At 40.7% G+C, this 26,680-nt stretch carries 24 protein-coding genes; 9 read left to right on the forward strand and 15 right to left on the reverse strand.

Annotated elements, in window-relative coordinates; translation table 11 throughout:
• Nucleotides 1-110: 110 nt before the first annotated feature.
• From L1068_RS19195 to L1068_RS19205, 3 genes are all read right to left on the reverse strand, one after another.
• Nucleotides 111-974, reverse strand: coding sequence for a DNA alkylation repair protein (locus L1068_RS19195; RefSeq protein ID WP_237131507.1), 864 nt, complete (start codon nucleotides 972-974; stop codon nucleotides 111-113).
• Nucleotides 975-1,205 carry a hypothetical protein gene (locus L1068_RS19200; RefSeq protein ID WP_105172516.1) on the reverse strand — a complete coding sequence of 77 codons (231 nt, stop codon included), beginning with the start codon at nucleotides 1,203-1,205 and terminating at the stop codon, nucleotides 975-977.
• An 84-nt stretch (nucleotides 1,206-1,289) separates the two neighbouring features.
• Nucleotides 1,290-1,610, reverse strand: a complete 321-nt coding sequence (locus tag L1068_RS19205) for a hypothetical protein (RefSeq protein WP_237131508.1) — start codon at nucleotides 1,608-1,610, stop codon at nucleotides 1,290-1,292.
• A gap of 34 nt (nucleotides 1,611-1,644) precedes the next feature.
• Here L1068_RS19205 and L1068_RS19210 point away from each other — a divergent pair, with 34 nt between their 5' ends.
• The 4 genes from L1068_RS19210 to L1068_RS19225 all read left to right on the forward strand — a co-directional run bounded on the left by L1068_RS19210 (nucleotide 1,645) and on the right by L1068_RS19225 (nucleotide 4,309).
• Entirely contained in the window at nucleotides 1,645-2,121 is a 477-nt protein-coding gene (locus L1068_RS19210) for a GNAT family N-acetyltransferase (protein ID WP_237131509.1), read from the forward strand.
• Nucleotides 2,118-2,426 carry a DUF2007 domain-containing protein gene (locus L1068_RS19215; RefSeq protein ID WP_237131510.1) on the forward strand — a complete coding sequence of 103 codons (309 nt, stop codon included), beginning with the start codon at nucleotides 2,118-2,120 and terminating at the stop codon, nucleotides 2,424-2,426. Before L1068_RS19210 ends, L1068_RS19215 begins: the two co-directional genes overlap by 4 nt.
• Nucleotides 2,427-2,714: 288 nt before the next feature.
• Nucleotides 2,715-3,347, forward strand: coding sequence for a hypothetical protein (locus L1068_RS19220; RefSeq protein ID WP_237131511.1), 633 nt, complete (start codon nucleotides 2,715-2,717; stop codon nucleotides 3,345-3,347).
• Between the two features lie 368 nt (nucleotides 3,348-3,715).
• Complete coding sequence (locus tag L1068_RS19225) at nucleotides 3,716-4,309, forward strand: hypothetical protein (RefSeq protein ID WP_237131512.1); 594 nt, start codon at nucleotides 3,716-3,718, stop codon at nucleotides 4,307-4,309.
• A gap of 38 nt (nucleotides 4,310-4,347) precedes the next feature.
• Here L1068_RS19225 and fghA read toward each other — a convergent pair whose 3' ends face one another.
• The gene (gene fghA, locus L1068_RS19230; RefSeq protein ID WP_237131513.1) at nucleotides 4,348-5,187 is read right to left on the reverse strand and encodes an S-formylglutathione hydrolase; all 840 of its coding nucleotides are present in this window, start codon (nucleotides 5,185-5,187) and stop codon (nucleotides 4,348-4,350) included.
• Nucleotides 5,188-5,253: 66 nt separating this feature from the next.
• Entirely contained in the window at nucleotides 5,254-6,402 is a 1,149-nt protein-coding gene (locus L1068_RS19235; RefSeq protein ID WP_237131514.1) for an S-(hydroxymethyl)glutathione dehydrogenase/class III alcohol dehydrogenase, read from the reverse strand.
• Between the two features lie 176 nt (nucleotides 6,403-6,578).
• Here L1068_RS19235 and L1068_RS19240 point away from each other — a divergent pair, with 176 nt between their 5' ends.
• Nucleotides 6,579-7,454, forward strand: coding sequence for a LysR family transcriptional regulator (locus L1068_RS19240; protein ID WP_237131515.1), 876 nt, complete (start codon nucleotides 6,579-6,581; stop codon nucleotides 7,452-7,454).
• An 81-nt stretch (nucleotides 7,455-7,535) separates the two neighbouring features.
• Here L1068_RS19240 and L1068_RS19245 read toward each other — a convergent pair whose 3' ends face one another.
• The 5 genes from L1068_RS19245 to L1068_RS19265 form a co-directional block, all read right to left on the reverse strand.
• Nucleotides 7,536-7,955, reverse strand: coding sequence for a chemotaxis protein CheW (locus L1068_RS19245; protein WP_237131516.1), 420 nt, complete (start codon nucleotides 7,953-7,955; stop codon nucleotides 7,536-7,538).
• Between the two features lie 12 nt (nucleotides 7,956-7,967).
• Nucleotides 7,968-9,974, reverse strand: coding sequence for an asparagine synthase (glutamine-hydrolyzing) (gene asnB / locus L1068_RS19250; protein ID WP_237131517.1), 2,007 nt, complete (start codon nucleotides 9,972-9,974; stop codon nucleotides 7,968-7,970).
• A gap of 14 nt (nucleotides 9,975-9,988) precedes the next feature.
• Entirely contained in the window at nucleotides 9,989-11,062 is a 1,074-nt protein-coding gene (locus L1068_RS19255; protein WP_237131518.1) for an aspartate carbamoyltransferase, read from the reverse strand.
• Between the two features lie 120 nt (nucleotides 11,063-11,182).
• Complete coding sequence (locus L1068_RS19260; protein WP_237131519.1) at nucleotides 11,183-12,595, reverse strand: urea transporter; 1,413 nt, start codon at nucleotides 12,593-12,595, stop codon at nucleotides 11,183-11,185.
• 601 nt (nucleotides 12,596-13,196) lie between these two features.
• Nucleotides 13,197-13,646 carry an RDD family protein gene (locus L1068_RS19265; RefSeq protein ID WP_237131520.1) on the reverse strand — a complete coding sequence of 150 codons (450 nt, stop codon included), beginning with the start codon at nucleotides 13,644-13,646 and terminating at the stop codon, nucleotides 13,197-13,199.
• A gap of 458 nt (nucleotides 13,647-14,104) precedes the next feature.
• Here L1068_RS19265 and L1068_RS19270 point away from each other — a divergent pair, with 458 nt between their 5' ends.
• Nucleotides 14,105-16,186: a S8 family serine peptidase gene (locus L1068_RS19270; protein ID WP_237131521.1), complete on the forward strand. Its 2,082-nt coding sequence runs from the start codon at nucleotides 14,105-14,107 to the stop codon at nucleotides 16,184-16,186.
• A 117-nt stretch (nucleotides 16,187-16,303) separates the two neighbouring features.
• Here L1068_RS19270 and L1068_RS19275 read toward each other — a convergent pair whose 3' ends face one another.
• Nucleotides 16,304-18,310: a winged helix-turn-helix domain-containing protein gene (locus L1068_RS19275; protein WP_237131522.1), complete on the reverse strand. Its 2,007-nt coding sequence runs from the start codon at nucleotides 18,308-18,310 to the stop codon at nucleotides 16,304-16,306.
• Between the two features lie 117 nt (nucleotides 18,311-18,427).
• On the opposite strand from L1068_RS19275, the gene L1068_RS19280 reads away from it, so the two are divergent.
• Both L1068_RS19280 and L1068_RS19285 read left to right on the forward strand, forming a co-directional pair.
• Nucleotides 18,428-19,309, forward strand: a complete 882-nt coding sequence (locus L1068_RS19280) for a prolyl oligopeptidase family serine peptidase (RefSeq protein ID WP_237131523.1) — start codon at nucleotides 18,428-18,430, stop codon at nucleotides 19,307-19,309.
• Between the two features lies 1 nt (nucleotide 19,310).
• Nucleotides 19,311-20,126 carry a hypothetical protein gene (locus tag L1068_RS19285; RefSeq protein WP_237131524.1) on the forward strand — a complete coding sequence of 272 codons (816 nt, stop codon included), beginning with the start codon at nucleotides 19,311-19,313 and terminating at the stop codon, nucleotides 20,124-20,126.
• Nucleotides 20,127-20,205: 79 nt separating this feature from the next.
• Here L1068_RS19285 and L1068_RS19290 read toward each other — a convergent pair whose 3' ends face one another.
• Both L1068_RS19290 and L1068_RS19295 read right to left on the reverse strand, forming a co-directional pair.
• Nucleotides 20,206-23,259, reverse strand: coding sequence for an efflux RND transporter permease subunit (locus L1068_RS19290; RefSeq protein ID WP_237131525.1), 3,054 nt, complete (start codon nucleotides 23,257-23,259; stop codon nucleotides 20,206-20,208).
• An 11-nt stretch (nucleotides 23,260-23,270) separates the two neighbouring features.
• A complete protein-coding gene (locus tag L1068_RS19295; RefSeq protein ID WP_237131526.1) occupies nucleotides 23,271-24,371 on the reverse strand; it encodes an efflux RND transporter periplasmic adaptor subunit in 1,101 nt (366 codons plus the stop codon).
• A gap of 108 nt (nucleotides 24,372-24,479) precedes the next feature.
• Between L1068_RS19295 and L1068_RS19300 the strand changes: the two genes are divergently transcribed.
• Nucleotides 24,480-25,103: a TetR/AcrR family transcriptional regulator gene (locus tag L1068_RS19300; RefSeq protein ID WP_237131527.1), complete on the forward strand. Its 624-nt coding sequence runs from the start codon at nucleotides 24,480-24,482 to the stop codon at nucleotides 25,101-25,103.
• Nucleotides 25,104-25,146: 43 nt separating this feature from the next.
• On the opposite strand, the gene L1068_RS19305 is transcribed toward L1068_RS19300, so the two are convergent.
• Both L1068_RS19305 and L1068_RS19310 read right to left on the reverse strand, forming a co-directional pair.
• Complete coding sequence (locus L1068_RS19305; protein ID WP_237131528.1) at nucleotides 25,147-26,058, reverse strand: DUF2268 domain-containing putative Zn-dependent protease; 912 nt, start codon at nucleotides 26,056-26,058, stop codon at nucleotides 25,147-25,149.
• A 177-nt stretch (nucleotides 26,059-26,235) separates the two neighbouring features.
• Nucleotides 26,236-26,607, reverse strand: a complete 372-nt coding sequence (locus tag L1068_RS19310; RefSeq protein ID WP_042766364.1) for a hypothetical protein — start codon at nucleotides 26,605-26,607, stop codon at nucleotides 26,236-26,238.
• Nucleotides 26,608-26,680 lie beyond the last annotated feature (73 nt).

A 26,680-nucleotide genomic window follows, 5' to 3' on the forward strand; every position in this document is an offset into this window, starting at 1 on the left:
ACCTCTAACTCTGGCATTAAGCTCATCACTATAAATGAGTTTAGCGAGTTGTCACCAACGAAAAGAACTTATTTGAACCAATTAATATAGCTAATGAGCAAAGGTGCGTGTTATTTAGCGGCAATTCTTAGTGCCAGTGCGCGAGCATGATCTTTTTTGGCATAGTAACGAACAGCATGACGAATAAGCCATTTGAGCTCAGTGTTAGCTGAACCTACCCAAGAATCAAGCAGATCGAAAACTAGCTCGGGATGATCTTTGGCAATATCTCCTAAACTATTGGCTACGCTGCGCCTAACGTACAAGCTGGAGTCGCCTTTTAAATGGCACAAGAAGGGGATTATGGGTGTTGGATCGCTAATAATCGCAGGTAATCGTTTTCCCCACGGTAGCTTTGGCCGAGTACCTTCTGACACTAAACGGCGAATATGTCGGTTGCTATCAAATTGCCATTCATTCAGGGTTTCAAGGGTACGCGCTTGTTGCATTATTAAAAAAGGCCGAATGCAAAACTCAGCGCTAAAACGTTGAGTAAGCTGATATTGCGCTTGCATTGATACATCGAACGGGTCGCTTCCATCATTGTATTTTGCATCTAAGCCGTAGTTTGCGATGTAAAAGCTAAAAGGTAAGTAATAAAAACCCGCCAGTCCGAATTCTTCTGAGCTTTCGTCAGCATCAATCAAAGTGCGTAATAAAATGTCAATCGCAGTTTGGTAATGTGCGGGAAGGTATTGATGCAACGTAGCTGCGATAAATTGGCCTTTTGCCATTAATGCCAAATCACTCGGTGCTAAACGACAGGCTTCCACAAACTGCGTGCTATTAAATTCGCCATAGACAAGTTCGATATTGCGCGCCAGAAAGCAAATGGCGTTATCGTTTAGTAGGTCGGCTAATGAGCTGCCTTTTGCGATAGCGCGTGGCGCATTGGGAATGCTCGCTGTGGTAAATGACGGCAGTTGTACTGACATTTAAGGTTGTTCGCTATCGCTTTCTTTTTGGTCGTTTTTTAGTGCTAATTTAAACGCTAAAATAACCAATGCAAACATTAAAAACGGCAGTGCTGCAAGACTGTATTCTGCCCACGCTTTATCGTAAAAAATGGGTTTCATAATAAAGTGTCCGGCAATTACCAAAACGATGGCAACCAGTAGTATTGGAATTGTGATTAATTCGCTTTTAATTTGTCCCTTGCTTCGCATAAGAACACTTTGTAAGTTATGAATAATCCGTAGTTTATCTGCTTTTTTGTAAAAACAATATAATGTAAATCAAGTTTGTGGTATTCACTTTATAAGTGAATACATTTTTTTGATTGACGCAGGTGAAATTCCACCCATCATGTCATCGTTAGTTAGCGCAAAAAGAAAGTCGTCGATTTCATTGGTATCGATTGCTGTTTGATTGATTAGTACGGTAGCCCACAGCATTAAGTCATCGTCATCAATTTGCGCTGAGATATATAAATTAAGCGCATGTTTTAGGTGCTGTTTATAAACTTTTAACGGCAAGATTTGTTGCTGTGTTTGTTGAGCAAGTACACGATATGCATTATTAATATCGCTGCCGTAGGTAATGAGTTGATTTAATGCTTGCTCGTAGGTCATTTTATTTTCTTAAGCTGATAAAGGAATCGTTAAATTGCAACAGACAGTCATAATTAGAAAAGCCGAACATCAGGATGTTACAGCAGTGCTTAATGTACGAAAACAAGCAATTTTGGCTGGCTGTAAAGATGCATATGATAGCACACAACTTGATTTGTGGACCGGCGTCAGCGCCGATAAAGTGATCACCGATATGATTGTAAATTCATTTTATGTTTCACAAATGGGTAACGAAATTGTCGGCACGGGTAAAGTAGATCTTACGACAGGGCAAATCGATGGCATATTTGTTTTGCCGTCGCATTTTGGTTTGGGATTAGCGCGCGCTATGTTGACTTTTTTAGAGCAAAAAGCAAAAGCGCACGGTTTAACAAAGCTATTTCTTGACGCCACACTAAATGCGGTAAATGCTTATAGTGCCTATGGTTTTATTGCTGATACGCCACGCAACTATGAATCGCCAACCGGTGCAGTGCTGCGTTGCGTGCCAATGCAAAAGGAAATTAAATGACACTTGTATACACTCATGAAAATTTGGCCTTAGTGGTTAATGTAAGTACTGCATTGCAAAATGCGGGTATTAAAACGCAAATTAAAAATCAGTATGCAGCGGGTGGGCGTGGCGAAATTCCTTGTTTTGAGACATGGCCCGAGGTTTGGGTAGCTTCGCAGTTTCAAGTGAAGCAAGCGAAAGAGATAGTGGCACAGATCACGTTAGAGAGTACACAACCTGATTGGCAATGTACTCACTGTACCGAGCTAAATGGGGCAGCATTTGATTTTTGTTGGCACTGTGATAGCCCTAAACCACGCTAAATTTGTTGTCATCTATGACCACCTAGCGATACCGCTTACGTGATTGTTACACCACGCTAAACACATTTCACATACAGTTACACAAACAGCGTTTTATGCGTTGTATAAGTGTAAACGCTTCAAAAACGCCACTTTGCAATTATTTAACGTATTGAATTTAAATAATAAATTTAATTGTAATTAGTTCATTACAATTAAAAGTAAAATAGTTGTTACTTTTTATGTAAATTAGGTTAATAATATAAGTACTATACCTTTCGTAGTTTTAAAAAAGCAGTTTGAGGCGTTATGTCTGCATTTATTATTATTTGTATGTTGCTTAGTATTATCAGTACCTTATATTTTGTGATTGGCTCTAAAAGTAGTCAGCAAAAATATATTGAGCATGTTGAATTTCCAAGCGCAATTAAGCAAACATTGCGTGCAAAGTATAGTTCGCTTTCTGATGAGCAGTGTGAACTAGTTTTAGCGAATTTACGCGAGTATTTTTTGATTTGTCACATGGCAAAAGGGCAGCCAGTTGCAATGCCATCAAAAGCGGTTGATCTTGCGTGGCATGCGTTCATATTACACACGCGAGAGTATAAAACGTTCTGTAAAAAAGCATTTGTTCGATTTCTACATCACACACCTATATCGACATCGACAAATAGCCAAGACGTTGATGCAAGCTTACAACGTACGTGGCAGTATTCTTGTCAACGCCACTTTATTGATTATTCAACTCCAGAAAAACTGCCATTTTTGTTTGCGCTTGATGAGATGCTCGCTATTGAAAATGGTTATTGCTACTCGTTAGATGATTCACCGCAAGCTGGAAAAATCAATGTATTGTCACTAACTAATCGTGTTACATCTTCGCATCAACCGAATGTGCAAACCCCACACATAATAAGTTGTGGCGGGTATGCAAGTAGTTAGAAACCGCCAACTAAAACTCAGTTTGACGTATTGAAACTGAGTTTTGGGCCTTTACACTATAATTTTAAATCTACTTATCGCTTCTGACTTGAGCATATACCTGATGAGGTTTTCGAACGATTGGTGCTCAACCACAGCCCTCAATATTTGCTGCTTGCTTTTGTTAAACGTCAATCGCAAGTGATACAATAACGCTACTTTCCTTTCTCTTAACGCAATAAAGTAGTTGTTTATAATATGATAGATACGGTTAGTCCGGCCCTGTTGGTGGTGTTTATTCTGGCGTTTTTCAGTTGGTATATTGCGTTTGTATTGTTTACCACTCGCGTAAAATACAACAAAAGTCAAAAACCTAAAGGGCTGTAGCTGTGTACGAATCATTTGTTGATTGGTATTGGTCTATATTCGGTGTTGGCGAGAATAATGTTGCGTTTGGCAGCAAAATTGCGGCCCTGTATTCTTGGCTAATGTTACTTGCTGCGGGCTTAACCTATTTAAAATACCTTAAACAGCAAGTCCCTAAATTTGTGTGTTTTGCATTTGCTATTGTTGCATTGTCATATTCATCAACCGACTTGTTAATGGCCGGGGTAAATGGCTTTTATCGAAATTTTGATGAAGGCGATAGTTTTCGTGCCATCGCGGTAAGCTATACGCTGCTCGATAGTTTAACCGCCATTTTAGTGATGTTAGTGGTGCAGCGCATGTGCAAACAAGCCAACCCTTTTTTGGATGTTGTCGATATTATGGTGATGATATTGCTCTATAACGGCGCAGCTCATTTCTTGGTAAATGGATATTACATGGTAGTTGAACAAGGCAGTGTCGATTGGATTGCCATGCTTTATTCGGCAACCATTATTATTACAGATGGTGTGTTGGTTTTGGTGATGTTTTTCCCAGCGCTGGGGGGGTGGCTCAAAAATATTTCACTGCGTTCGCAATTAAAAAGTGCAAGCTAGCTTGCACTTTTTAGTCATTACGTTTTAAGCCAAAATATCTACGCCTTTAGATATTTGCTGTGAAACGCAATGTGTTCGTCAATAAAGCTTTGAATAAAAAAGTAACTGTGGTCGTACCCAGCTTGCATACGAAGTGCTATTTCACTATTGCTTTGCTTCGCAGCAGCAATCAGGTTTTCTGGCTTTAGTTGCTCTTGCAAAAAGTTATCAGCGTCACCCTGATCAACCAATATAGGTAACCTTGATTGAGCACTTGCCAATAGTTCAGATGCGTCGTACTCGCGCCAAGACTCTTTATTCGAACCTAAATATTGTGTAAACGCTTTTTGTCCCCAAGGGCAATTCATTGGGTTTGTAATGGGACTAAACGCTGAGATAGAGCTGTACTGTTCTTGGTTTTTAAGGCCAATAGTTAACGCGCCATGTCCACCCATGCTGTGGCCTGAAATCGATTTTGTTTGAGTAACCGGAAAGTGCTGTTCCACTAACGCGGGTAGCTCTTTCACAATATAGTCATACATTTTGTAATGACTTGCCCACGGCGTTTGTGTCGCATTGAGATAAAAGCCAGCGCCTTTACCTAAGTCGTAGCCTTCATCGTCGGCAACATCGTCACCTCGGGGGCTGGTGTCAGGAGCAACAATTGCAATGCCAAGTTCAGCAGCTTTTTTAAATGCGCCCGCTTTTTGCATAAAGTTTTCATCTGTACAGGTTAAACCAGATAACCAATAAAGAACGGGAACAGGGCTTTCTGCTGATGCATTTGGTGGTAAAAATAGGGCAAATCGCATGTCGCAATTTAAGCTGATAGATTTGTGGCTGTATTGTTTATGCCAACCGCCACACACTTTGGCTTTACTTATCACTTCTAATGACATGTTGTTTCCTTTTAAAAGCGCCTAACATTTGTCGGGCGCTTTAACTAAAATTGCGGTGAATTTAAACTACTTATCCATATGCACTACAGAGCGAATGCTTTCGCCTTTGTGCATTAGCTCAAACGCCTCGTTAATCTCATTAAGTGACATGGTATGCGTAATAAACTCTTGTAGGCCAAAGTCACCGGCAAGGTATTGTTCAACAATGCCAGGTAATTCTGAACGACCTTTCACGCCACCAAATGCAGAGCCACGCCATACGCGACCTGTAACAAGTTGGAATGGACGTGTTGAAATTTCTTGTCCCGCGCCGGCAACACCAATAATCACTGATTCACCCCAACCTTTGTGACAGCACTCAAGTGCTTGGCGCATTACGTTTACATTGCCGATACACTCAAATGAGTAGTCAACACCACCGTCAGTCATTTCAACAATTACTTCTTGAATTGGCTTATCAAAGTTTTGTGGGTTGATCACATCGGTAGCACCAAGTTGTTTTGCTAAATCAAATTTTGATTCATTGATATCGATACCAATAATGCGACTTGCACCAGCCATGCGAGCACCAATAATTGCCGATAAACCAATACCGCCTAGGCCAAAAATAGCCACGGTATCGCCTTTTTCAACTTTTGCAGTATTAAGCACTGCACCCATACCGGTCGTAACACCACAGCCTAGTAAACACACTTCTTCTAGTGGTGCTTCTTGGTTTACTTTTGCAAGAGAAATCTCTGGCAGTACTGTGAACTCAGAGAAAGTTGAGCAACCCATGTAGTGGTAAATTGGCTCGCCATTAAGTGAAAAACGAGTCGTGCCGTCTGGCATTAAGCCTTTACCTTGTGTTTCACGTACTGCTTGGCAGAGGTTTGTTTTACCCGATTTACAGAACTTACATTCGCCACATTCAGCGGTGTAAAGGGGGATTACATGATCGCCTACTGAAACGCTTGTTACACCTTCGCCAACCATTTCAACAATACCGCCACCTTCATGGCCTAAAATTGATGGGAAGATACCTTCAGGATCATCACCTGAAAGTGTAAATGCATCGGTGTGGCAAACACCCGTTGCAATGATGCGAATAAGTACTTCACCTTTTTTTGGTAGTTGTACGTCCACTTCTTCCATTTTTAATGGTTCGCCTGCTGCCCAAGCTACCGCAGCTTTTGATTTTATTGATGTTTGGCCTGGTTTAAGATCTAACGCCATAATATGTTTCCCATATGTGATTTGACGAACTAGCTGAAGCTATTAAGGCTAGTTCATTTGCTACTTTGTTGGTAACTAGTTTATTTATTTCTTATTAAAAGATAATTACCCTAAATTGAAAATTATTATTTCATATATGTAATAATGTGTTCAGAATAGCGATGAGATAAAAAAGAATGGATTGGACTGGGGTAAGTGAATTTGTTGCGGTGGCAGAAACACAAAGTTTCACCGCGGCAGCAGATAAACTAGGCAGCTCTGTGGTTAATGTGAGCCGTAAAGTCAAAGCATTAGAGCAACGCTTAGGCGTTAAACTATTGCAACGGACAACGCGCAAAGTGTCACTCACCGAAATGGGGCAGCAATATTATTATGACTGTAAACCGCTGGTGGAAGGCTTAGCACTGGCAGAGCTTAATGTGAGTAATATTCAGCACGGTATTAGCGGGCAAATTCGCGTCACCGCTCCGGTTACCTTTGGAGAGCGCTATATTGCGCCGTTGGTGAACGAATTTTTAGCGTTGCATGGGCAAATTGAAGTCGACTTAGTGTTAACCAACCAAAAACTCGATTTAATTGATAGCAGTATTGATGTTGCTATTCGTTTAGGTCACCTAAATGATTCAAACCTTATTGCAAAAAAGCTCGCAACACGGCAAATGTTTGTTTGTGCAAGCCCTGATTATATTGCAACCCATGGCGAGCCACATACCTTATCTGAACTTGCCATGCATCAATGCTTGGTTGGCAGTAATCAATATTGGCGGTTTTTACAACAAGGAAAGGGGCGCAATATTCGCGTAAACGGGCGATTAAAGTGTAACTCAGGCGTGAGTTTATTAGATGCTGCAATAAGTGGTTTAGGGCTTGCGCAACTGCCTGATTATTACGTTGGCGACGCATTAGTGCGGGGCGATTTGGTTGAAGTATTACCGAGTTATCGCGATAAAGAAGAAGGAATTTGGGCGCTTTATGGTCATAATCGGGCGCTGCCTTCGAAGCTCGATTTATTTATTCGCTTTTTACAGCAGCATATAAAAAAGCCCGCTTAACGCGGGCCAAGATTAGGAAGTCTATTTGCTGCTAAAGGGCGCTATTAGGATGTTTTACTACTAAATTGTCAGTATGAGCTGCTAGCATTTGCCTTCTTGATAAACTGCGAAATTTACTGCTGTCATCAGGGTATTGTCTATTTTATAAGTGCCAATTAAGTAAGGAGAGTTTGAATCCAATAGTTCAATATCATCGGGATTAAGATTGATAACACCATGTACTGCATTGATGGTTATTCCAATTTTAGCTTCTTTAGTTTCAACGAGCATAATGTGATTAGCTTGAATTTGCTTATCCGAGCTTTTTTCGGCAAATGAATAGCCATTAAAAATTGAAATGATTTCACCTCTGACGCTAATAATACCCAAGTGGCTTTGTTCACTACCTGGTACCGGCTGAGGTGGTTTAAATTCGATTACTTCTTTTACAGACTCAACCGGATGAATAAACGCAGATTTGCCAATATAAAAGAAGATCCATGTACAATTAAGTTCTTTCATTTCACACTACCTCTAAACGCTCCAGCCAAGAGACCGAGCTTTATCATAGGCAATTTCAGTGAGGTTATTCATAATAAAATGCTTGTGTAAAATCATGATGCCTAACACATGATTTAGTAGTGCATCATTTTGAATTTTTTCAGCATCAGTAGTGTCTTGGCTCTCTTGTCGGCTAATCAGATGATCGAGGTACTCCGAGTCTATGAGTTTGGCTTCTTCCAATTGTTCTGGTGAAGCATATTTTGCTATTAGTGCTTTAAGTTTTTTCCATTTATCTTGATCTGTATGGGCAGGGGGAGCCATAAATGCAAACTTTTCTCGGTTATAAAGTGTTTCTGGGATCACACCTTTTACAGCCTCTCGTAAAACATGCTTTTCACGGTTACCTTTAATACGCATTTCAGGAGGGATCAGTGTCGCAAACTCGGCTAATTTGTGATCTAAGAATGCAGGTCTTGCTTCCATCGAATTGGCCATATCTACGCGATCGCCCCCCCAAGTTAGAATTTGTCCTTCTAACATCGTCTTAATCCAAACATATTGAGCTTTATCTAGAGGGTGCCGATTGTGAAGAAACTGACTGTCTAGTTTGTCAGCGATAGCGACACCGGGGTCGTAGTGTTTTAATTCAGCTTGACGTTCTTTATGAATTAGCTTTTTGGCTACATCTCGGCATCCTAACCAAGGTTGTAAGCAACTTGGTGTAAAGCCTACTTTATCGTTTAGTCCAGGACAGGTATATTCATCTTTTGGTAACATAGCGCCTTGAAAAAGCGTGTTGTTTGCCTCTAGAGTTTGTTGCCACTCTTTAGCCTGTTGTGGATCTATACCGTCGAGTCCATGTAAAAACATATCTTTTCTAAATGCAGGGTAACCTGCAAATAATTCATCTGAACCTTCACCAGTAAGTACTACCTTATAATTTACGTGTCGAACTTGTTGCGACATCATCAATTTAGCGACGGCCAAAGTATTATAAATAGTTCGTTCAGTGTGCCATATAGTACGCTCAAAGTTATCGTAAAGTAAATCTGCATCTAGAGACAATATTTCATGCTCACACTCTACCGAGTCGGCCATTTCTTTTGCGATAGGCGTTTCATCATACTCATTGCTATCGAAAGCAATAGTGAATGCTTTTAGTGGTGTTTGAGATGATGATGATGCTAGTCCTAAAATACAACATGAATCAATACCACCGGATAAATAACAGCCTACTGGGACATCCGCATTTAGGCGTAATTGAACCGCTTCAATGAGGTGCTTTCGTACGCCTGATATATAAAATTCATCTGACTTTTTAGGTCTTAAGGTATTTTCAGGAAAATTCATATCCCAATATTTAATCGTATCGATATGAAATTGCCCGTTGGCACGCGTTATTTTTAGCATGTGTCCTGGCTCAATTTGATTAATTCCTTTGAACGCAGTAGTGCCAGGTACCATAACTTGAATCAATTGATGAAAAAGGCCTTCAGTGTCAATTTCAGCGTTTACTCTGGGGTGTGAAAGCACCACTTTCACTTCAGAACCAAAAATAATCTCATCATCTGTTTGTGTCCAATACAAGGGTTTAATGCCAAAGCGATCGCGAACTAAATATAAAGTGTCAGATTGCTTATCATAAAGGGAAAAGGCAAATTCACCACGTAGATACGCTAAGGTTTTTTCCATTCCAAAAGCAGAAAATAACTTCGGAACAACCTCAGAATCACTTTTTGTTTTGAATTGGTGCCCTTGTGCACTTAAGTCGGCTCTAATATTTTGAAAATTATAAAACTCTCCATTATGTGCATAGATAAGTTGATTATTAATATAAAAAGGTTGCTTGCCGCGTTTTTCGTTTAAATCAATAATGGATAACCTCGAATGACTCATACCAACACCTAACCCATCAGGGTTACAGTATCCGAAGTTATCAGGTCCTCGATGGTGTTGAATGGCAGCCATGTTAACGAGTGTTTGTGAGTCAATAGATTCGTTTTTGTTGGCGTTGAATATGCCAGCAATTCCACACATATACTTCTCCAAATTTAAATAATGTCGAGCACTCGTTTTGCTCTTAAAACAAGGCAAGTTAGTAAGGCTTGTCGCATAAAAACAGCCCCTCGGGCTTGTGCAAAGTACCAATTATGTGGTGTTTTATCTAATGTTGGGCAGAGTTCCTCGCCACGTGCCAGCGGATGTAAAATGATTGATGACTTTTTGAGCGGTGATTGACTATTTAGCTGAAAATGTTTCCCATACTCTTTAAATGTATCGTCTTCCCAAGCAATCGCATTGATATAAATCACGTCTTTGTTTTTTATACTTTCGTGAAATGCACCCGTTACTTTGAGTCTGATCCCAGCTTGTTCGATTTGTTCTTGTTGTCCTTGAGAAAAGACTTGCTGTTCATCTTGATTTGCAATAATTGTAATCGAGTGGAATGCGTTGGCGAATGGAATAATTAATTTTAGCAAGCTGCGAACAGTGCGCATCTTTGAGGGCATCCCAATAATACATAGATCTATCGGCTCTGAGGGGACATCATCTAATAAATCAGGTCGCCACTTAAAAATAGTATAAAGATCTGCAAGTGCTTGTGTTGGATGTTCATCGAGTCCATTACCGGCGTTGATAATAGGGATTCTTAATGCATCCATCATTTCTTTTACTGATTGCTCATTTGAATCTCTTAGTACGACACAATCGCCGTAGTTATTAAACATCTCCGCGACATCACGCAGGCTTTCGCCTTTTGCGATACCCGTAGTGGAGCGATCCGTAATAGACATAATATCGCCACCTAGTCTGTGCCATGCACTTTCAAATGATAAACGCGTTCGAGTGCTAGGCTCATAAAAAGCCGAAATAAGAATCTGTCCTTGTAATGAATTTGAAAAGCGATCAGGATTAGCCTCATATTTTGCGGCTAAACGAAACAGTTGCAACAATGTTTCACGGCTAAACTGTTCTGCAGAATAAATATGCTGGTTGGCAAGATCTTCTAGCGGTGTGCCATCTTCCATTATTGCACGCAGTAAATATTTAGGATGTGCATTGCCGTATACATCTGGCTTTTCGCGATTAAACTGAATAATTTTGTTGAGTTCGTTACTTACCATAAGTGTCTACTTCTGATGTCTTTAAAGAGTAAATAAAGCAAAGCTAAAGGGCTGATAGCAGTTATTGTTAAAGCTGTATAAATCATGCAATACAGCGCAATTTCAGTAATATACATGATCCTACTCCTTATCAGTTTGCCATTGGAAAGCAATCGCCTTAAAACGCATAAAGTAAATACAAATAAAATACGAAATAAAACAAGAGCTGATTGCAGCGGTATAAAAACCAATTTGAAAATAACAAATTAGGCCTGTGATAGTGCCCATTATCATTGCTGTAAACGCACCATTACCTGATAGTGTTTTACCAAACAATCCATACACAATAGGCCAAATAGTTGATGCCACAAAAGCGCCGGTAAAATTGAGTAGCGCACCAAGCGTGGCTATTTTAGGGTAGCATAGAGACCAAGTGGCCAATCCCAATAACAATATCATTAGTCGATTTACAGATAATAACTGTTGACTTGAAGCGTTGGGCATCATCAGCTTTTTATATACATCGTTGCTTAATAAATCTGAAGTTGCAGCCAATAATGAATCCATACTTGATGCTAGGGCTGAGAAAATAATTATAAAAACAATAATAGCCCCTGAGGCTCCCAGAATTTTTGACGCAACTAATGGCCCAACCATGTCAGGTGAGGAAGGAAAAATCCCGAGCGAATTTGCTGATAATGCAATAAAACCGGTGACAATGGGGATAGGTAGCCACAGTAACCCTGCTAATATAAAAGAGCGTTTTCCCACACCATCAGCAAAAGCAAATGCACGGGACCACCAAACATTAGAATGGAAGATCTCACCTATCCCAAAAAAGATATTATTAAACAAAAACAATAAAGCTGCAGGAAAAAGCAAATTTAAAAGTTCAGGCTGCGTGGATGAGACCGAATGATAAACTTCACTGCTGCCAATATCAGTCAAGCATTTGTAAGCGATGTAAGTAACACCACAGATAATTATTAATGTTTGTAAAAAATCTGTAGCAATAACTGCGCGCAAGCCACCCAATAAGGTATAGCTTACACATACAACAACAATAATACTTACGCCAGTGTGATAACTAAGGGGGCTGAGAGTTGAAAGAAGAATGCCGCCTGCCATACCTAGGCTGACTAACCAGCCTAGGGCATAGAAAAATGAGATAGCGATAAAGACAAACCAAGTTAGCTTGCCAAAGCGTTGGTATATAAAGTCGCCGCTTGTGATGCCTTGAGGCATTAGGGCTTTGATTTTTTGGGCTAACGGTGCAAAGAAAATTAGCCCTAAGCAAGCTAAGCTATAACCGACCATTCCCCATATACCAAATTGATACGTTAATTGTGGAGCAACTAAGGTGGTATTACTTGTTACCCACGTAGCCATGGTAGTAGCTGTTGCTAGAGCAAAGCCTACGTTGCGTCCTGCGACTGCAAATTCATCGGATGTTTTTAGTTTTCTGCCAATAAACCAAGCCCACAGTATCCAGATAAAGGAGAAGCAGAACAATATCAAGAATGCTGTTTGACTTGAAAAGTGTGTACCACTCATTGCTGTTTGTTGTACCCATTTTTAATATTTATAATTAGAGTACAAAGCATAAAAAAGCCGAGTGTTAATAAGGGGAACACTTCAGAAAGCGAGTAGTGTTCAACAGAAAATGAATCTATGGGAACGTGTTTATTATTTGCGTTAGTTACTGATACAGTGTAGTGGCCATTACTTAGCCCTGATATCGTAACCTCAGATGAAATGATGTCCTTTATATTTAATTTATAATTGTTTTCTAAGTTTTTAATCTGTAATTCTTTACATTGTGGTACACAATATTGGTCTAAGGATTTTATTGTATAGTAGCCTTCTTTTGATATTGTACTAGCATGAGTGTGCGTGCAAAAAAAAGTAAAAAAGAGTGCATATATTAATTTCATAAACCAATAGCCACTTAGCTTGTCGCATTAAAAATAACCTAGCATTAGTTTGAGTTGTAATCAAATTTGATTTGTTAATCATGCCTGTTATCTATACGCGGGTATTTTTCTTTTTAGTTGGCTCCATTTACAAAGGAAAATAAAAAAGCCCGCTTAACGCGGGCCAAGATTAGGAAGTCTTTTTATATTTAACCTGAACTCAGGTTCGTTAAGTTATTCTACTATGCGTGTTTTACAACCACAGTACCGGCGAGTAAGTCGTGCCATGCTCGGTTTTTCTCATCAATGGCTGCCCAAATAAATCCTAAACCAAGCGGTAACGCTGAAACATAGTAACCCACGTAACGAATAATGCTTTGCACTACGGTTGGTTTCGCGCCCGTTTCGGCATCAACTACTTTGCTGTCTACTGCCATTTTTCCTGGGGTTGCTGCTTTATATACCCAAAACATTACGGTAAGTATAAAAGGCAGTACTTCGTGATTCATAAACTCTTTAAAGTCGAAGAAGTTTAGTGGCGTCCATGGCAAATAATCATCGAAGAAGGTAAAAGCGAATGCGGCAATTACCAGTGAAAAAAGTAATCCATCTAAAATAAGTGCGGCAAAGCGTCTAAAAAAACCGGCGTATGCAATACGGGGTTGAACTGTTTGATAATCTGAATATGTCATGGCGACCTCTGTATGCTTCCTGTTGATGGGTTCATACTAGTCGGTCAGTTATTTTGTATTGCTGAAAAATGAATAACGGCGAATTTAAATTGCGAACGGCATAATACGTGTTTTGATAAATCGTTGATAATCTAAGCTGGACGTTCACTTGATTATTAATAGATTATTTTTGTACCTAAAAAGTGTTTAAAAGATGATTTTGCTATATCCAAAGTAACAATAAATTTACATTTGAATTGGGTAGAGTTTTTGCTCTTCGTTTTAAACCCTTTAATCGGTACAGATAAACATTATCTCACCTTGTAAAGCCAGTTTTACGTGCCAGCTTTTGCATTTATTTTCATTTGTTTACATTGATAATTAAAATTGACAACGCTGTCTTTTTTCTGCTTTTTTGAATGTTGTAAATGGTTTGTTAACTATTTGCGTGACTTCACAACAACAAAAAGGCAAACGTTATGAAAGCAAAATTTAATAAAACAACACAGGCTTTATTACTTTGCAGTACCTTCGCAGGCACAGCACTTGCGGCGGATAAAGTGTCGCTTGATACCGATAGTTCAGAGCGATTTATTGTTACCCTTAAATCTGATTCACTGAAAATGGGTTTACCGGTTACAGCAGATGCACAGCAACAACAGGCTTTTAAGCTTAATAAACTGCAATCGTTAGCTAGCAGTGTTACGTCTCAGGCAATTCATGTATTACCTAGCACTAATTCGGTAGCACTTAAATTAACTCAAGCTGAGCGAGAGCAATTATTGAATCGCAGTGATGTGCAATCGGTGGAGGTTGATCCAAAACGCTACTTACTTGCCGAAAGCACCCCTTACGGTATTGGTATGGTGCAGGCGAATCAGCTAAGTGACAACCTCACAGGTAATCGCAAAGTATGTATTATGGATACCGGTTATCAATTGGGTCATCCAGACTTACCATCAAACGGCATCACAGGTAATGATGGTTATGGCAGCAATGATACTGGTAACTGGTATAACGATGGTAACGGCCATGGCACGCATGTTGCGGGTACTATTGCGGCAATTGGCGGAAATGGCCAAGGCGTCGTTGGGGTAAATCCTTCTAATCAGTTAGGCCTTCATATTGTTAAAGTGTTTAACGATCAAGGGCGCTGGGCTTACGGTTCTGATTTAATTCGTGCGATTGAGCAATGTCAGCAAGTGGGCGCCAATGTGACCAGTATGAGCTTAGGTGGTTCGGGTCAATCAAGTGCTGAGCGCCAAGCCTTTGCAAACAGTTATGCGCAAGGTATGTTGCATATTGCAGCAGCAGGTAACGACGGAAATAGTTCGATGAGTTATCCTGCGTCGTACGATGCAGTGGTATCGGTTGCTGCGGTGAATAGCGGTGAAAGTAAAGCATCGTTCTCACAATATAACAGCCAAGTAGAAATTGCTGCGCCAGGTGTGAGTGTGAATTCAACATGGATCAACAGTGGCTACAAAAGCATTAGCGGTACATCAATGGCTACGCCACATGTATCAGGCGTGGCAGCATTAGTATGGAGCCACTTTCCAAACTGTTCTAACCAGCAAATTCGTGATGCGTTAAACACAACGGCAAAAGATAAAGGTGCAGCAGGACGCGATACCTCTTATGGCTATGGTATTGTGCAAGCCAAAGCGGCGTATGATTATTTAGCGAGTAGCAGTTGTGGCGGCGGTACAGGCGATGCAAAGCCTGTTGCCAATTTTGCGGTACAAGTTTCTGGCAACACTGCACAATTTTCTGATAGCTCGACTGATGACAAAGGCATAACCAGTTACGCATGGGAGTTTGGTGATGGCGCGACTAGCAGTAGCCAAAATCCTAGCCATACCTACAATACGTTTGGCGATTACACCGTAAGCCTCACGGTTACCGATACTAAAGGCCAAACTAATCGTAAATCAAGCATCGTCACAATTAGTGATGGTTCAAGCGGTGGATGTAACGGACTAGCGAATTGGTCGGCGTCAAAAGCGTATAAAGTGGGCGATAAAGTGGCTTATCAAAGCAATCAATACGAAGCAACTTGGTGGTCAACAGGGGCGCAGCCAGATGTGTATACTAATGTTTGGAAAAACACAGGTAAATGCAGTGGCGATGGCAACGTAAATCAAGCGCCTGTTTCAAACTTTACATTTAGTGCAACTGGATTAACTGTAGCGTTTAGCCAAACCGCTACAGACGATAAAAGCGTTGTAAGTTATGCATGGGACTTTGGTGACGGCACAACGAGTAACGCTACCAACCCGAGCCATAGTTATGCGCAAGCGGGCAGTTATACCGTAAGTTTAACAGTTGCTGATAGTGAAGGGTTAAGTAACTCAAAAAGCCAATCAGTAGTTGTAAGCAGTGATACTGGCGCAGGTTGTAACGGTGTGGTTGCATGGAGTGCCGGCACAGTGTTTCTAACTGGAGAGCAAGCATCTTACAATGGTCGTTTGTACTCAGCTAAATGGTGGACCCAAGGTGCAAACCCAGAGCAAAACTCAGGCCCTTGGGATGTATGGCAAGATGAAGGTGCATGTAACTAACCTAAACCCATATTTAACCTAAACTTAGGGTTAGAAGTTAACCAACACTTTATGATCCCGAGGTGAGGTTATCTAAACCAAACCCATTCTCAAATGGCAACCATCAGGTTGCCTTTTTTAGTGCTTGCTTTCGCTGATATCAATCTGCCAAATTTGGCTGATTTGGTTATCCAGTAATGCACAAAAAAACTGCTGATTGACGTTAGACTGACGGCATAAATTACGACCATATTTTGCCAATGAGTTGATGCTAGTCGTTTGCTTAGACGCTAAATCTAGCCGTTTGTAACCAAGGCTACTGCGATAAACAATGCTGTTATTCGCATACTGCCAATCGCGCCACTGTAATAGTGCAAAATCTTTAACTAGCACCCTTTCCTCATTTGTTACGAGAGCACGAGCGAATAAACCATCTTGACTAAATTTACTGTAATAAAGAGTACTTTCAGCAAAGTAGAAACTGTAGCCGCCATTAAAGGTAATTTGTTTGGCTTGGCTTGATGCCGAATAGAGTTGCCATATATTCCACTCTTGATTTTGCTCAGCACTCACAAACAGTTGGTTGTCAGCATTAAAACCAACAAAGTGAATAGTATCAAATGTGTGATTTATCTTTTGCCATTGTGATTTTGTCATATCGTAGCGATAAATTTGATCGTTAATATTGGCAACAAGCGCAGTTGCGTCAAATGACCATGCGATATTACCGACATACTCAATGGTATTGTCAAAACTAAGGGTTTTGCTGGTGTGTTTGTCAGCCAGTTTTATGCTCAACTTACCGTTGAGTGATTCAACGTAAACGAGTTGGTCGTTAGTAGGGGATGGTGCAAATTGTAAAATGCTGGCTTGGCGTTTGGTAATGGCTTGAGGCGCTTGATTATCGGTAATGTGATAAAGGTTTGAGATTACGGCGTAGTGCTCGGCAAAAAGCACGTCTTTACTGGCAAAAATTCGGTTAAAGGTATCAGAGTAATCTAGCTGGGTTAGTGTGTTTTGCTCGCGATTAAACTGATACAGCCCATCTTTTGCCGAAATAAGCAAAATATCATTAAACCAGCTTAATGATTGCACGTGATCAATTAAGGGTACTTCAAAGAGTGACTTAGAATCATTTAGCGTTTTAATCACTAATCTATCGGGTTTATTTGCATGGTAATTTATATAAGCAAGTTGATTGTTGCTGATAGCAAATATGCGGTGCCCCAAACTGTTTCCGCTATTGTCAGGAAAGCTCAATTGTTGTTGGCGAGCGGTACGAATATTAAACGCCATTAATTTATAAGGTGCCGAGGCACTTTCTCGATAGGCATAAACTAAACGATTATTGCTATCGAGCGCCATATTGGTCACAACACTGGTACCGCACGAAAGTAATTGAGTTAGCTGCCGCGTCACTAAATTAAATTCAACAATGTTGCATTGTCGTTCAGTTAAATTAGAAAGCCTTGCCAAATACAGAAAATCGCCGTTAGCGACTACATCGGTGTAATAGAAATTATCGTTTAAAAGGGGCGCTAAGCTGCCGTTTTGCTCGAGCTTCACTACCTTACTGATTGCAGCGTTATTGCTTTTATGCAGGGCGTAAAGTGTTTGTGAACTCTCGTCAAAATAAGGGTTAAACGTCATGCCTAATTGTTCTGTCAGTACGTGACGATTCGTTAATTTGAGCTGGTGATTGGGTTTACTTAAAAAAGTAACCACCGATAAAATGATAAGCACGATCATCGCAATTAAGCCAATTAGCCACTTAGTTTTACGTGTAGCTGGGGGCTGCTTAACTTCATTGTCGGGCGAAGTTGAAGTTAATGCACTGGGTGTGACCGCAAAGCGATATCCCACTTTGCTTACTGTTACAATATAAATAGGCTTTGTTGGTTCGGGCTCAATTAATTTTCTGAGCTGACTAATTGCGCGATTTACAGCCGCATCACTCACCACTCGGCCTTGCCAAACATGTTCAATTAGTTCGTCACGCGATAAGGCTCGTTGGCTGTTACGGCAGAAAAAAATCAGTAACTCAAATAACTTCGGCTCGCATTCAGTCATCTTTCCATTGATGGTTAGGGTATTTGTTTGCGTATTAACTTGAATAGCATCGAAGCTAAATGAACCTTCTATCATTATGATTTTACTAGTTATTATAATTTCATTATCAAATTATCATAACTTAATTAAGCAACAATAACAGCTTTTACATAGTTTTAAGGCGGTCTTTGAACTTCAGATTGAGATAAAATAATGAGAAAAATTACAAAAATCGCAGTGCTAGCAAGTTGCTTAATTTCGGGTTGTGGTGGCAGCAGTAAAACAACAACCCCAGTGAGTGAAAATAATTCAAATGGGCCGAGCTTATGTGCTGCACAAGCTATTCCTGATGGTGCAGTATGTGTTGGTGTCGATGGCCGCCAGAATTTAATTTTTGGCGAAACGAGCAAAGAGTACAAAGGGCTCATTATTACCTTACATGGCGCGCCGGGATATATGGCAAAAGTAGCCGATATTTTTAATGCAAACATGCTTGAAGAAAAAGGGTACTTAGTCATTAGTCCAAATGGCAATGGCAGCGCATGGCAGTGGGATAGCAATACAGATGCTAACATCGGTGATGATAGCAATTACATCGCCAATTTAATTGATTACGCTCATGCCAATTATACAGTTGAAGGCGATAAAGCACGTATCTTCGGTTATTCTGCGGGTGGTTTTATGGCTTATACCTTAGCGTGTCACATTCCTGAAAAGTTAGTTGGTATTGTTGCATTGGCGGGGCAATATCGTGGTGATTTTGCTGCATGCTCAACCACCACGGCAGTAGCAATTCATCATCTACATAGCCCAACAGATATGGAAGTGCCGGTTAATGGCCGCGCCAGTGGTAACATTAAAAGTGTAGAGGATACGATTAATCACTGGCTTAGTATTAACGGTTGTGCCGCGCAATTTGAACAAATAACTCACCCTGCGGTCACTACTGACAGCAGTGGTACCGTTACCAATAGTTGGCAACAGTGTGCGACACCTGTAGCATTCTCTAAGTTGTTCACCGTGCCTCACGAATCAGATTATTTATCAGATGCGCTTTACGAAATTTACCAATCGAGTATGGCATTGGAGAACTAACATGCGTGCATTATTTGGGTTAATGTTTTCATGTGCATTGGTTGCATGCTCAGATTCACCAAAATCATTTGATGACATTAGTAAAACAATTGATGATATAAACTGGCAACTTAAGCCTAAATACAACGGCGAAGTTCCTAACAATCAAAGTGTTAATTCGTACCGCGTTGCAATAACGGGCAATAGCCATGTTGCAGGGCTAGGCGCTGATATTAATAAAGTGATTACTCAGTTAACTCCCCAAAAACAGACAGTATCTGAAACTATTGGTAGTGGTTTTTTAGATGATAGCATTCGAAGTAGCAGTGCAACTCAAGCGCTAGAAAACGGCAACTGGACGCACATTATTTTGCAAGGGCAAAAATATTCGCAATCACGTAAGACAACGTATTCAACTACGGCGGCAGAAAAATGGATAGCCAACGCAAAGGAGCTTAATGTGATGCCGATATTATTTCCTGAGCACCCGCAACGTGGCGACACAACAGAAGCCCAATATGTTTATGGTCTGCATTCCGATATTGTTGCCAAGCAAGCGAGTTGTCTTGCTCCGGTAGGCCTTGTTTGGGATAGTGTTTTGCAGTTAATGCCTAATCTTAGGCTGCATGCTAGCGATGGTAATCACGCTGCGCCATTGGGTAAATACTTAACAGCACTAGTGTTTGCTGAAGTGATCACCGGACAACGAGTCGACTCAGTGATTTTAACGCCAGTTAATGGTGTGCGCGCTGACGAGCAGCTCCTTATGGCTCAGGTAGTATCAGAAGTAATTTATCAACTTCCTCCGTGTCCTTTTTCTGAATCCTCAAAGAATTAGCGCATGCGCTGATATCTCTAGTAGCAAAGCACAAGGTTTGCGCTAAGCAAACTCTTGTGCTTTTTTACATGCGTTAGTCCTACTTTTGAACGCGGTAGAACCCAGCATAAAGCGCAGGTACTACACCCAAGGTTAAAACTGTGCCTACGCCTAAACCAAAGGCAATTACACAGGCCATGCCGTAAAATAGCGGATCTTGACCAATAATAAGTGGCAGTAATCCCATCATGGTAGTGATGGTGGTCATGGCAATTGGGCGAAGGCGTGTTAAGCATGCATCAATAATGGCTTGATACTCGCTTTTACCCTCGGCTTGCTCTATCGCAATACGGTCAATTAACACAATCGCGTTATTGATAATAATCCCCGCAAGGCTATAAAGGCCAAGTGTTACCATAAAACCAAATGGGGCTTGCATCACTAACAAACCAATTACCGCACCAATAAATGAAAGGGGAATAGTGAGCGAAATCACCATGGCTTTTCTAAACGAGTTAAACTGCGCCACCAATAAAATAATAATAAAACCAAGCACCATAGGCATATTGGCACTCAGTGCTTTTTGCCCCGCTTTTGATTCTTTTATTACACCATCGTATTCAATCGTGTGATTCACCGGTAAGTCATGCTTAAGTAGTTGAATTTGCTCATCAACAAGTGCTTTAAAATCTTCTGCTGAAAGCTTGGTGTTGCGTGCTTCAATACTAATGGTGCGGAACATATCTTCGTGATGAATAATTGAAAACTGGTTCACAGGCTCAAAGTCAGCAACTTGAAATAACGGTACAGCACGGCCAGATTTTTCTGAATACACATTTAACGTACGCAGTCTATCAAGGCTATTTCGCTCGTTTTCACCAGCGCGCAGCACAATAGGGATGATCTCATCCTGATCACGAAAGTTAGTAATTACACCGCCGCTAAAGTAGCTATCAAGCGCTTGCGCAATTTCACTTGACGTAAGGCCTGCACGCTTTGCACGGTGCTGGTCAATTTTAACCGAGATCTTGGTGATCAGGTTTTCCCAATCGGTGCGCACATTAAGCGAGTTTGGCGCAGCATGTAATACCGCCATAATCTCTTGTGCTTTTTGATAAATAACTTCTTTATCAGGGCCTTTTACCTGCACTTTTAAAATAGACGAATCCGATGGGCCTAAAAACATTTTACGCACGCGTGCAGCAGTATTTGGGAAACGCGCTTCAATTTGCGTATCAAGTTCTAATACCCGCGAGGCAATATCTGTTTCAGGCGTTACATTAAGTACTATAAAGCCTTTATTTTCAGCAGGGTCTTCAGGGTTAAGTGAGAGTACAAAACGCGGCCCGCTAAAGCCAACATAACCCGAAAAGCTCTCGATATAATCAAATTGTTCTTTGTTATTGAGCCATGCGAAAATTTCTTGCATTTGACGGTTAGTTTCCCGTGATGACGTACCACGTGGTAAATCAATATTAACCAGTACTTGGGTACGATCTGAATTTGGGAAGAACTGCTTAGCGACAAATTTCATAGATGCGCCAGCGCCAATAAATAAAACAAGCATCGCGGCCATAAACACCGCTTTATGTTTCAGCACCCAATGTAAAAATTGCTCATATTTTCCATAGTAACTGGCCAATTTGCCAAACTCATTGCTATCACTAGTGGTTGTTTTGGGTACTTTAATAAAGTAGTAACTTAAAATGGGTGTAACGGTCAGTGCTAATACCCAACTGCTTAGCAAGGTAATTAAAATCACCAACGAAATTGAGCGAGTGTACTCACCTGCCACATGCTGTGCTAGCATCAGCGGTAAAAAGAATAAAATGGTGGTGGCTGATGAGCTAAGTAACGGAACTGCCAGCTCTTTACATCCTTGCACCATGGCATTGTAGCGATCGATGCCTTGCTCCAAGCGGCGTTTAAAGTCTTCGGCAATAACAATGCCGTTATCAACTAATAAACCAAGTGAAATAATCAGCGTTGCTAAGCTCATACGCTCAAGTTTAATACCGCTGTATTGCATAATCGCAAGTGTAACGAGCATCACCAGCGGTACAATGGCACCTACAATTAATCCGGTGCGCAGCCCTAAAAACAAAATGACCACCACAAGCACAATGGCCAGTGTTTGCAGCACATTAATTGATACGCCTTTCACGGTTTTTTCAACTTGATCGGCTTGGTAAGTTGCAATATCGAGTTGATAGCCAATTGGTAATGTCTGTTCAATTTCAGCTATTTTGGCTTTAAAGCGCGGCGCAAATTCTAAAATATTGTATTCGGGCAACATCGCATTAGCGAAGAAAATAGCTGGTTTTCCATTAAAATAAGCCAATTTATCAGGTGGGTCGATATAGCCTTTTTTAATCGTCACGATGTCTTTTAAAGCGATAAAATCTTCAGTGCCCGGAATGGTGATATAGGTATTTTCAATATCAGGAATGCTGTTAAAGTTACCGCTTGGCTCAATAATAAAGCTGCGGCTACCAGTATCAACACGGCCACCTGACTGCACAATATTTTGGTTTTTAAGTTCGTTGATAAGCGCTAAAGGCGAAATCCCTAACTGTGCTAATTTGGCATTGGACGCTTCAAGGTAAATACGCTCGGCTTTGGCGCCTAAAATTTCAATTTTTTTAGTGCCTTCAACACCATAAAGGGTATCGCGAATATGCTGTGCAATATCGTACATTGCGGCCATATCAAAGCCATCGGCGGTCAGCGCTAGGGTGATCACCGACACATCACCAAATTCATCGTTTACATACGATGGTAACGTACCTTGTGGCAGTTTTCCTTGGACATTATTCACCTTGTTGCGTAAGTCTTGCCAGATATTGTCGAGGTTAAAATAACGGTCGTAAATTTTTACGTGAATGGTCGAAAGCCCCGTAGATGACGACGACTTAATTTCTTTTACTTCCGGAATTTTGCGGATTTCTTCTTCTAATTTTCGTGTGATTAATTGCTCGACGCGGTCAGGTGCCATACCTGGAAACTGCGTGCTAACAATGGCCTCACGAATCGTAATGGTGGGGTCTTCCTGTGCTGGCAGGGTGAAGTAGGCAAAAATGCCGTTTAGCATTAATAGCGCCACCACAAGTAATACGGGTTTTTTATAATTAAACGCCAAAGCGGTTATATTCATTTTCCCGCTCCTTAGTTAAAACGTTGCACGGCGTTATCAAGCAGCGATACTTTTTGCCCGTCGCGCAAAAACGCAATGCCTGCAGTGGCAATAATCTCGTCATCTTTTAACCCGTTCGAGATAATCACTTGGTTATTAATAACGTTTTCGGTTTGCACAAAGCGTTTTTCTAACAGTTGCGTGTTAGGGTCAAACACAAAGACAAATGCCTTTTGCTTGATGTCGGCGCCAAGGGCACTTACTGGAATACGAATACTTGGGCCGGTATAACCAGTGCGGCCAACACCTTGATAAACAAACTCCACTTCGGCAGTCATTCCGGCACGCAGCACAGCGTTTTCTTCATCTAAAATAACCGTAACAGGGAATGCATTGGCAGATTCAGCGCGGGTGCCTTTTTCAGAAATATGCCCTTTCATTGAAAGCCGCGGCATTACAGGGTAGGTTACTTTTAAGGTCATATCGCTGTTTAAGTCATGGATTATACTCTCAGGCACCATTACACGTACTTCAAAGCCGTGTTGGCCTTCAATTTCAAATACGGATTGGCCTGCGGCAACTTGCTGTGAGGGTTCAATTAAACGTTTGGTGATAACGCCATCGTAAGGTGCCAGTAATTCACTATCTTGCACGTTTTTGCGCGCAATATTGAGCTGAGCATTGGCAACATCCACAGCACTTTTGGCAGATTCAAACGCTGATTTTGAATTATCAAAACCTGATTTTGATACTAAACCTTGTTCACTTAGCGTTTTGTAACGCTCGTATTCATTTTGCGCTTCTTGCAGAGTTGCTTCGGCTTGTTTCACCTGCGCTGATGCAGATTCAAAACTTAACTGAAACGTGAGCTGATTAAGCTTGACAAGAGGTTGGCCTTTACTCACCGTATCACCTAATTTCACAAACACCTTTTCAACTTTACCGTTTACTTCAAAGCTTAAGCTGGCATTTTCAACGGGGGCAACAATGCCTGAAAGCGTGCGCACTTGTTCAAAGTTTGAGGTTTTTACCGCTGTCCATGCGATTGGGCGGATAGGAGGTTCAGAGTGTTCGATTTCTTTTGAACAGCCAACAAGCGTGATAATACACGCAATAACGTAAAGTAAACGCATAACGGTTCCTGTAAAAGGTGCTAATTTTATAAGCACAAATTGAGTAAATTAATTTGGTACTATGCAGTACCAAAGTCAACCATGTTTTTACAATTAATAGGTACAGTCTTGAGTTTAGAACAAATTTTAAATGCAAAACCGTTATCAGAGCGCGGTAAAAAAATCCTCGCAGTAGCACAAACGCTATTTTTAGAACATGGTTACGACAATACCTCGCTCGAAATGATTATTAGCGAATCGGGCGGCTCAAGGCGCAATATTTACAGTGAGTTTGGTAATAAAGAAAAGCTACTGCTTGCTGTTATTCGTGAAAAAGCCGAAGTGCAAGTGGGCACTTTGCTTAATATCGATTACGACTTGCCGCCGCAACAAGCGCTTAGTCAGGTGTGTTATGGTTTTGCTCAAGGCTTTTTATCCGAAACCATGGTGAAATTGTTCCGCTTAGTGGCCAATATTGTGCCCAAACTGCCGGAAGTAGGCGAGTTGATTTATCACTATGGCCCACTCAGAGGCAGCATTCCGCTGGCGAAATACTTAACCCATTTGCACCAGCAAAATATGCTTGATGTAGACGACGCCGAATTTGCCGCAAAGCTACTCATCGAAATGGTCAAAGGGCGCTTACACATTAAAGCGGTATTGCTACCAAACAAGCCAATTAGCGAGCAAGAAGTGCAAGAACATGTTGATAAAGCCGTCGCCCGTTTTTTAAAAGCGTATGCAACGGCTTAGTGCCATTAGCTGTCATTTTTCCTTTTGAGCAACTTGTTATAATTTATGCCGGATTATATCCACTGCTAAGTAAAATAGATTGAGGGTCCTTTAAATACAAAAGCTCCTTTAGCGCTTTCTTTTTATCTTTCGCTTTTTCATAATATGCTTGTGCTATCCTTTTACCTATCCAATAACCTAGATCATTTGGTCTTCCTTCTCCACTAGAACCATACATCCAAGGTTTAAAATCATTTCCATTCATAACAGCTTTAAATTCTGCCCAAATAACCCCTTCATTTTTAACACCAAAGTTATGCCTTTCAATTTCAGATTGAGTAACCTTTCCCAACACTCTGTAAGATATAAAGTCAGCAAACCCTTCGGTTAATGCTTGGCGTAATAAGGTGTGTTTTTGGGTTTTATTTTCAGGGATGCGTGATTGATATACATGGACAATTTCGTGCGCAACAAAGCCAAGTATCACTTCGATGGCTTCATCTTCTGTTTCAGCAAAACGACAAAGAACTTCTAAACCAAGAGAGAGACCTTCTCTACTAGCTGTTCCACCTGAATTGTCAGCTCCAAATAAGATATAGGTTGGGGCCAACTTTTCTTGTTCTAGTAGAATTTTCACATCATTCAATACTTGTTTAGCATCACTAGCTATTCTTCTCGCTGCAGGCAAGCATACTTCTATTCCTTTCTTATAAGCACCCGAATTTTCTGATATTGCTCGTAAAAGATTTTTTTCATTCTTGATTCTATATGGAGTAAATATTTCCAAGCCTTTAGTACCTAGATTCAAGTATTTATTCTTAATCTGTTTTTCATCAAGCTCAGATGTGTGAGTAAATAACTTAGCGAATCGTTCAGCGTCATCCAAAATATAGCTATTCGCCGAAGCAGAGGTAAATTTCCCTATCGAGATGCAAATTAAAGTTACTAAAATTAGACTCAATTTATTACTTTTCATTTGTAAATGATTTCCTTTCTATAGACACCAAAATTTGATAGTGAGGTAAATTATAACGCCGCGTTAAGTGGTGAACAACGCCAACCACCCTAGCTAAACCATTGTGCCGTAACCACTTAAGCTGAATCAAACCGAAAATGCCAAGCGTTGTGAATCCGTCTTAAACGCTTTGTTATATTAATCTTTGTACTCGACTTTATTATTAGTCAGCTTAACTAACTTCCTATGTTGGAGTTCACTAACAATATCAGAGACTTCGGCTTCAGAAATACCACCTTGAAACTGAAACATTGCTTTGATTGAGTTCGTTAGCGATTTTGTTTTCACTGGTCTTAATTTAAGCAAGCGTTCATATACATAGGAAATAGTGTCAATTTCTTGCTCTTCGACAATGGCTTCAGGAACAGCAGGCTTTGGTTTAATTGTTCGATCTTGAGGGTTAACTGTTTCTTCTTCCTTTCGAGCAGTTTGAATTAACAACTGTGCAAGCCGCAACTTATCGCGATAATCTAGTTGCTCGCATGCTAAGGCAATAACATCATAGTTCATAGAAACTCCTTTTGTGCTCGAATCATTTGATTAATATAGACATAATGACTCCCACACGGTGCTAGCCTCCGCC

Source organism: Pseudoalteromonas sp. MMG024 (genome assembly GCF_021654175.1).
Classification (GTDB): Bacteria; Pseudomonadota; Gammaproteobacteria; order Enterobacterales; family Alteromonadaceae; genus Pseudoalteromonas.